7 protein-coding genes are annotated in these 7,284 nt (G+C 65.2%); 3 read left to right on the forward strand and 4 right to left on the reverse strand.

Annotated elements, in window-relative coordinates; genetic code table 11:
- Positions 1–4: 4 nt before the first annotated feature.
- The 3 genes from J5F18_RS04580 to J5F18_RS04590 form a co-directional block, all read right to left on the reverse strand.
- The gene (locus J5F18_RS04580) at positions 5–1,507 is read right to left on the reverse strand and encodes a tripartite tricarboxylate transporter permease (RefSeq protein ID WP_346301142.1); all 1,503 of its coding nucleotides are present in this window, start codon (positions 1,505–1,507) and stop codon (positions 5–7) included.
- A gap of 15 nt (positions 1,508–1,522) precedes the next feature.
- Positions 1,523–1,999 (reverse strand): tripartite tricarboxylate transporter TctB family protein, encoded by a 477-nt coding sequence (locus J5F18_RS04585; protein ID WP_346301143.1) that lies wholly within the window; start codon positions 1,997–1,999, stop codon positions 1,523–1,525.
- A gap of 61 nt (positions 2,000–2,060) precedes the next feature.
- Complete coding sequence (locus J5F18_RS04590; protein WP_346301144.1) at positions 2,061–3,068, reverse strand: tripartite tricarboxylate transporter substrate binding protein; 1,008 nt, start codon at positions 3,066–3,068, stop codon at positions 2,061–2,063.
- Between the two features lie 451 nt (positions 3,069–3,519).
- Between J5F18_RS04590 and J5F18_RS04595 the strand changes: the two genes are divergently transcribed.
- The 3 genes from J5F18_RS04595 to aroQ all read left to right on the forward strand — a co-directional run bounded on the left by J5F18_RS04595 (position 3,520) and on the right by aroQ (position 6,739).
- A complete protein-coding gene (locus J5F18_RS04595) occupies positions 3,520–5,364 on the forward strand; it encodes a TIM barrel protein (protein WP_346301145.1) in 1,845 nt (614 codons plus the stop codon).
- 62 nt (positions 5,365–5,426) lie between these two features.
- Positions 5,427–6,293: a shikimate dehydrogenase gene (locus J5F18_RS04600; RefSeq protein ID WP_346301146.1), complete on the forward strand. Its 867-nt coding sequence runs from the start codon at positions 5,427–5,429 to the stop codon at positions 6,291–6,293.
- Positions 6,290–6,739 carry a type II 3-dehydroquinate dehydratase gene (aroQ, locus tag J5F18_RS04605; RefSeq protein WP_346301147.1) on the forward strand — a complete coding sequence of 150 codons (450 nt, stop codon included), beginning with the start codon at positions 6,290–6,292 and terminating at the stop codon, positions 6,737–6,739. The genes J5F18_RS04600 and aroQ overlap by 4 nt, the downstream gene beginning before the upstream one ends.
- Positions 6,740–6,861: 122 nt before the next feature.
- On the opposite strand, the gene J5F18_RS04610 is transcribed toward aroQ, so the two are convergent.
- Positions 6,862–7,284: tripartite tricarboxylate transporter substrate-binding protein (locus J5F18_RS04610; protein ID WP_346301148.1), on the reverse strand; the 423-nt coding region annotated here is incomplete at its 5' end.

The following is a 7,284-nucleotide window of genomic DNA, read 5'->3' on the forward strand; positions in this document are numbered from 1 at the left end:
AGGCTTAGTTTCGCTGGAAGCGTCCCATCAGCCAACCCTTGAGGGGCGTGTTGCTCAGTAGCACCAGCACGATCACCGAAGTCAGCACCAGCGACAGCGGGTTGGTGACCAGCGCGAGCAGGAAGTCGCCGCCGCGATCGCCCACCGATGACATGGCCTGGCGATAGGACTCGTCGAGCAGGGGGCCGAGAATCACGCCGAGGATGATCGGCCCCATCTGGAAGCCGAAGACCTTCAGCCAGTAGCCCAGGATGCCGAAGCCAAGCATCCAGTAGACCTCCATCATGCTGCTGTTGAGCGAGTAGGTGCCGACCACGCAGAGCACCAGGATCAGGGGGATCAGGATGGCCTTGGGAATCTCCACCACCTTGGAGAAGATCTTGATGCCGGTGAGGCCGAAGATCAGCAGGAAGATGTTGGCCAGGGCCAGGTTGCCCACCGTGAACCAGAAGATGTGCGGCGTCTCGATCATCAGCATCGGGCCGGGGTTGAGGCCATGAATGACCAGGGCGCCGATGATCACCGCGGTCACCGCGTCGCCGGGCATGCCCAGTGTCAGCATGGGCACATAGGCGCCGCCCACCGCCGCATTGTTGGCGGTCTCCGGGGCGACCAGACCCTCGTAGGCGCCCTCGCCGAAGGGGGTGGAGGGGTTCTTGACGGTGCGCTTGGCATGGTCGTACGCGAACAGCGAGGCGATATCACCGCCGGTGCCGGGCAGGGCGCCGACCACCACGCCGATGATGGACGTGCGGATCGACAGCGGCAGGAACTTCAGCACCATGTTCAGCGGCGGAATGATCTTGTCGACCTTCTGCTTGACCGGCACCTTGGCCATGTTGTGCAGCTGGTAGAAGGCCTCGGCCACGCCGAACAGGCCGATCATCACCACCACATAGTGGATGCCGCCGAGCAGCTCCATGCTGCCCAAGGTCAGACGCGGCTGGGCGGTGACCATGTCCATGCCGACCAGGCCGATGGTGGCGCCCAGCGCCACCGAGAAGATGCCTCGCGCCAGCGACTTGCCGGAGAGTGAACTGACCAGCAGCAGCCCCATGACGGCGATCAGGAAGTAGTCGCGGGGGGCGAACTGCAGGGCGAGGTCGGAGAGGTAGGGGGCGGTGCCGGCCAGCACGGCCACACCGATGAAGCCCCCGATCACCGACATCACGGTGCTCAGGCCGATGGCGCGACCGGCCTCGCCGCGCTGGGCCAACGGATAGCCGTCGAAGGCGGTGACCACCGCCGAGGGTGCACCGGGAATATTGAGCAGGATGGCCGTCCGTGACCCGCCATAGACGCCGCCCACGTAGATGCCGACCATCAGTGCCAGGGCGTTGTTGATGTCCCAGGCGAAGGTGAAGGAGATCAGGATGGACACGGCCATGGTGACCGACAGGCCGGGGATGGCGCCGATATAGATGCCGGCCAGCACGCCGAGTGCGGTCAGGCCGAGCAGACCTGGATCCATCCAGGCCATGAGCAGAAAGGAAAGCGTATCACTCATCGGGAGCCTCGCGGATCAGGGGAGGTAGACACGGAAGACAATGGTGAACAGCACATAGATCACCACGATGGCCAGGGAGGTGATTATCAGCGAGCTGATGATTCTGCCCTGGCGGAAGTAGATGATCATCACCGCCAGGAAGACGAAGGTGCTGATAAAGAAGCTGAGCCAGATAATGGCCGCCAGGTAGATGATGGCGACCACCGTGAAAATCATGATATGCGGCTGGAAGTGCTCGTGGAAAAATACCTGGAACTCGTGCAGGGCACTGCGAATACGAGGATCGCGTTGCTTGCGTCGGTGGCTGACAACAATGGTCAGTGATGCTGCCAGCATGATCAGCGCCAGGCCGATAGGAAACGAGCCCGCAGAATTGAGGCGCAGCGCACCATCGATACGGTACGCTTCGAACAGCACGCCGATGCTGAACAGCAGCAGCAGCCAGTCGAAGACCTTTTCGCCGGCCTGGACCCTTTCGAATTGCTTGCTCATGACAAGACTCCAAGGGATGAAGGGCAACGAGCCCTTCACCCCCCTGCTGCGGTGAGTGGGATTACGGACGCGGGATGTCAAGCTCTTCGGGTGACACCTTGATCGTTTCCGCTTCGGCATCGTACATGGCCCAGGCAGTCACGGACTGCCAGTTATCCAGGTACTGCTGGGCTTCCTCGCCGCGCAGGTTCAGGGTGGCGCCGCCGAAGTTCGTCAGGAACTCCTGGAAACCGTCGCTGGCCACGGCCTCCTGATAGGCATCCTCGAGGGTGGTCTTGATCTCGTCAGGCGTGTCCTGATGCACGAAGACGCCCCAGAACGGGCCCCAGGGCAGGAACGACTCGATGTCGGGAAGCGCCTCGGTGATCGGCGGCACGCCGGGCAGTTCCTCGAGCTCCTCGTCGGTCAGCACGGCCAGGCCCTTGAGCCGGCCACCACGGATCTGCTCGGCCACGGCGGAGAGGCTCAGCGGCATGAAGTCGATGTGCTCGCCCAGCAGGGCGGTGACCCCGGGGCCATCGCCACCGAAGGTGACAGTGCGGACGTCGAGCTCGTCCACGGCATTGATCATGGCGTGGATGGTGCTGGGCAGGCCGCCGGCACCGGTACCGCCCATGCGCAGTGTGCCGGGGTTCTCCTTGGCATGCTCGAGCAGCTCGGCGAAGGTGTCGAAGGGGCTGTCCGGGTGAGCAGCGATCACCACCAGGCCCTGGCCGATGATGTTAACGGTATGCATGTCGTCATAGGTGAAGTCGGCCAGGCCCATCAGCGGGTAGAGCTGCGGGTTCTCGGCGCCGAACAGGATGTTGTAGCCATCCGGACGCTGGCGCATCACATGGTTCATGCCGATCACGCCGGTGCCGCCCGGGCGGTTGGTCAGCACGATGGTCCTGCCGAGGACCTCCTCGACGTGGGGTGTCAGGCTGCGCACCACGTTGTCGGTGGCGCCACCGGTACCCCACTGGATGGTGCCCTGGATGTTGCGGGTGGGGTAGTCGGCCAGCGCACTGCCGGCGAGTGCCAGGGAGCCGGCGGCAACGGCGAGTCCGGTGAGAAGCGGCTTGAACATGTGAAATCCTCCGGGGGGTTATTGTGTTATGTGCTGGGCCAGGTGCCTGGCCTCGGTGGGTGGTCGGCTATTGTTCGCTCATCGAACGCAAGTGCTATGTGCGAACACTAGAACTCGCTTCCAATTGTGTCAATGCCCATCTGCCTGTCTTCGACGAAGGTAGGGGGTGGAGCGGTGTTTCGGCACCGAGCTTCATGATGAGGTGGCCCGGACCGTGCCGCTCGCCAGTACCTGCCTCTATAGTAGTAGTCATTGATTGGCCCGACTCGGTGAAGCGTGCCGTCCGGGAGATCGAGACCCTCCTGCGGCCATCATGCATATTGCGAACTAAAGAACGCTATGCGAACATTAAAACTGAGTTCTATAATTCGACCCGGGCGGGTGATACCGTTCCTGATGACAAGAGAGGCCGCCATCGCCATCCGGTGAGAGGGGCCGGGAGAGGATGAGGATGCGTGCCATAGCAACCGTCTGCCTGAGCGGCGACCTGAGAACCAAGCTGGAGGCCATCGCCCGCGCCGGTTTCGACGGCGTGGAGATCTTCGAGAACGACCTGCTCTCCTTCGATGGCTCCCCGGAGGAGGTGAAGGCCCTGTGCGAGCATCTGGGCCTGGCCATCGTCGCCTTCCAGCCGTTCCGCGATTTCGAGGCCATGCCCGAGCCCCAGCGCAGCCGCAACCTCCAGCGCGCCGAGCGCAAGTTCGATCTGATGGAGCAGCTGGGCACCGATTTCCTGCTGGTCTGCAGCAACGTCTCGCCCCAGGCCATCGACGACATGGACCGCGTCGTGGCCGACCTGCGCGAACTGGCCGAGCGGGCGGCTCGGCACAATATCCGGGTGGGCTTCGAGGCGCTGGCCTGGGGGCGGCATATCTCCGACTACCGGGATGCCTGGGAGGCGGTGCGGCGCGCCGATCACCCCAACCTCGGCGTGGTGCTCGACAGCTTCCATATCCTCTCGCGGGGCCATGACCTCTCGACCATCGGCAAGATTCCCAGGGAGAAGATCTTCTTCGTCCAGGTGGCCGATGCCCCGCTGCTGGAGATGGATATCCTGCAGTGGAGCCGTCATTTCCGCTGCTTCCCCGGACAGGGCCGCCTGCCACTCGAGTCGTTCATGCAGGCGCTGGCCAGGTCCGGCTATGACGGCCCGCTGTCGCTGGAGATCTTCAGTGACGCCTTCCGCGCCGCCCCCACCGAGATCACCGCCCTGGACGGGCTACGCTCGCTGATCTGGCTCGAGAACCTGCTGCCCGCGGGGCCCTGGGCCGACGAGATCCCGCCGGCGCCGCACTACAGCGGCATCCACTTCATCGAGTTCACCCTGGACGAGGAGAGCGCCGCGCCGCTGGGCGAATTCATCGAGGCGCTGGGCTTTCGCCACGTGGGGCGCCACCGCTCCAAGAACGTCGAGCTCTGGAAGCAGGGCGAGATCCATCTGGTCCTCAACTTCGAGACCGACAGCTTCGCCCACACCTTCCGGCTGCTGCACGGCACTTCGGTGTGCGCCGTGGGCTTCCGGGTCGACGATGTCGAGCGCGCCCTGGCACGAGCCAAGGCCTTCAAGGCCCCGACCTTCCGCGGCCAGGTGGGTGAGGGCGAGATGGAGATTCCCGCCCTGCGCGGCATCGAGGGCAGCCTGGTCTACCTGGTGGACGATACGGCTGCCGATGATCTGCAGTGGCGGACCGACTTCGAGCTGTTCGACCAGGATAGCCGTAACGAGGCCGGCCTGGCCCGCATCGACCACATCTCCTACGTGCTGCCGGCGACCCAGCTGCTGGGCTGGCAGCTGTACCACCGCACCGTGTTCGGCTTCAGCGCCGAAGCCGAGAATGAGATCATCGACCCGCGGGGCATGCTGGTGAGCCAGGCGGTGGTCAGCCCCGACCGCAGCATCCGCCTGCCGCTGACGGTCTCCCAGGCCCAGGATACCCAGCCCGGGCGTTTCCTCAGCGAGTTTCGCGGCGGCGTGCAGCAGATCGCCTTCGAGAGCCGCGATATCTTCGCCAGTGTCGAAGAGATCCAGGCCCGAGGCCTGCCGCTGCTGAAGATTCCGCAGAACTACTACGACGATCTGGAGGCGCGCTTCGGCCTCGACGAGGCGCTGCTGGCGGCGATGCGCAAGCGCAATATCCTCTTCGATCGCACCGAGGAAGGGGACTTCTTCCACGCCTACACCGAGACCTTCTCGGGACGCTTCTTCTTCGAGATCGTCGAGCGGCGTGGCGGGTACCAGCAGTTCGGCGCGGCCAACGCGGCCATCCGCCTGGCGGCCCAGGCCGCCCAGCGCTGAGGGGCGGCCCACAACAACGACAAGGAGGCGGCATGGCGTCGCCTTCGCTAGGGAGGATAGCTATGAAACTCGGTCTCATCGGCAAGGCCATCATGAACTCCAGCTCGCCCGACCTGCACGTGCGGCTCGGTAAGCTGACCGGCATTCCCGCCACCTATGACCTCTTCGATGCCAACGAGCAGCCCATCGCCTCGCTGGAACAGCAGGTCCGCAAGGTGATCGCCGAGGGCTACCGCGGCGTGAACGTCACCTACCCCTGGAAGGAGGACGCCGTGAAGCTGGCCACCCGCCCGTCCCGGGGCGCCAGCATGGTCGGCTCCGCCAACACCCTGGTGTTCGAAGACGGCGAGATCATCGCCGAGAACACCGACTTCACCGGCTTCATGAGCGGCTTCCGGGCGACCCTGGGCGAGCGTGAGCCGGGGCGGGTGCTGCAGCTCGGTACCGGTGGGGTGGGCAAGGCGGTGGCCTTTGGCCTGGCCAGCCTGGGGGCCAGCGAGGTGATCCTGATGGACCTCGATGAGAGCAAGTCGCGCCAGCTGGCCGCTGAGCTGGCAGCCCACGGCTTCAAGGCCTCCACCATCACGCCGGAACAGGTCGCAGAGACGGTGCCGAGCTGCGATGGCCTGGTCAACTGCACGCCGGTCGGCCATGAAAAGAGCCCCGGCTGCCCGCTGCCCAGCGAGCTGGTGGCGGCCCATCACTGGATCTTCGATGCGGTCTATGTGCCGGCGGTCACCGAGTTCGTCGCCGCCGCCAAGGCGGCCGGCGCGGCGGTGGTGAGCGGCGTCAGCCTGTTCGTCTTCCAGGGCGTCGACGCCTTCAAGCTGTTCTGCGAGGATGAGGCCAAGCGTGCCGCCGCCGAGGCCCAGGCGGCGACCCTCTTCGCCCACTACCGCCGCGAACTGCTGAAGGAGAACGACGCATGAGTCAGGGCAAGGTACTGGTCCTGCACGGACCCAATCTCAACCTGCTGGGCACCCGCCAGCCCGAGATCTACGGCTACGAGACCCTGGACGACGTCGACAACGCCCTGCGCGAGAAGGCGATCCTGGCCGGCTGGGACATCCAGTGCAAGCAGAGCAACCACGAGGGCGTGCTGATCGACGCCATCCATGCCGCCCGCCTCGACGGCACGGTGGGGATCATCATCAACCCGGCGGCCTACACTCACACCTCGGTGGCGATCCTCGATGCCTTGAACGCCTTCGACGGCACGGTCATCGAGGTGCACCTCTCCAACGTGCACAAGCGCGATAGCTTCCGTCACCACTCCTACGTCTCGCTGCGCGCCGACGGCGTCATCGCCGGGCTCGGCACCCAGGGCTACCAGGCGGCACTGGATGCCCTGATCAAGGCCGCCGACAAGGGCTGAGTCGCCCCCGCCTCCCCGCTGTTCTCTCCGGCCCGCCTCACGGCGGGTCTTTTTCTTCTCTACCATCATGACAACGCCAGCGGTCTGGCCGCTGGCGTCGTCGGTCTTGTCGAGGTGCTCGCTCAGGGGCGCGGTATGCCCAGCGTCTCCGGCGAGACCTTGGCCGAGCCGGCATCCTCCATGGCCCAGGCGGTCACCGACTGCCAGCGGGCGAGGAACTCGTCGGCCTCCTCGCCCTGCAGGTTGAGCGAGGTGGCGCCATTGCGGGTCAGGAAGGCCTGGAAGTCATCGTGGGCGATGGCCTCGGCGTAGGCGCTCTCCAGGGTGGCCTTGATGGCGTCCGGGGTGTCCGGGTGGACGTAGGCGCCCCAGAAGGGCCCCCAGGGCAGGAAGGTCTCCATCTCCGGCAGGAACTCGGTGATCGGTGGGATCTCGGGGAGCTGCTCCACCGGCTCGGTGCTCAGCACCGCCAGCGCCTTGAGATTGCCAGCGCGGATCTGCTCCTGGGCGGAGGCCAGGGCCATGGGCATGAAGTCCAGGTGGCC

This window comes from Halomonas sp. BM-2019, from assembly GCF_017584085.1.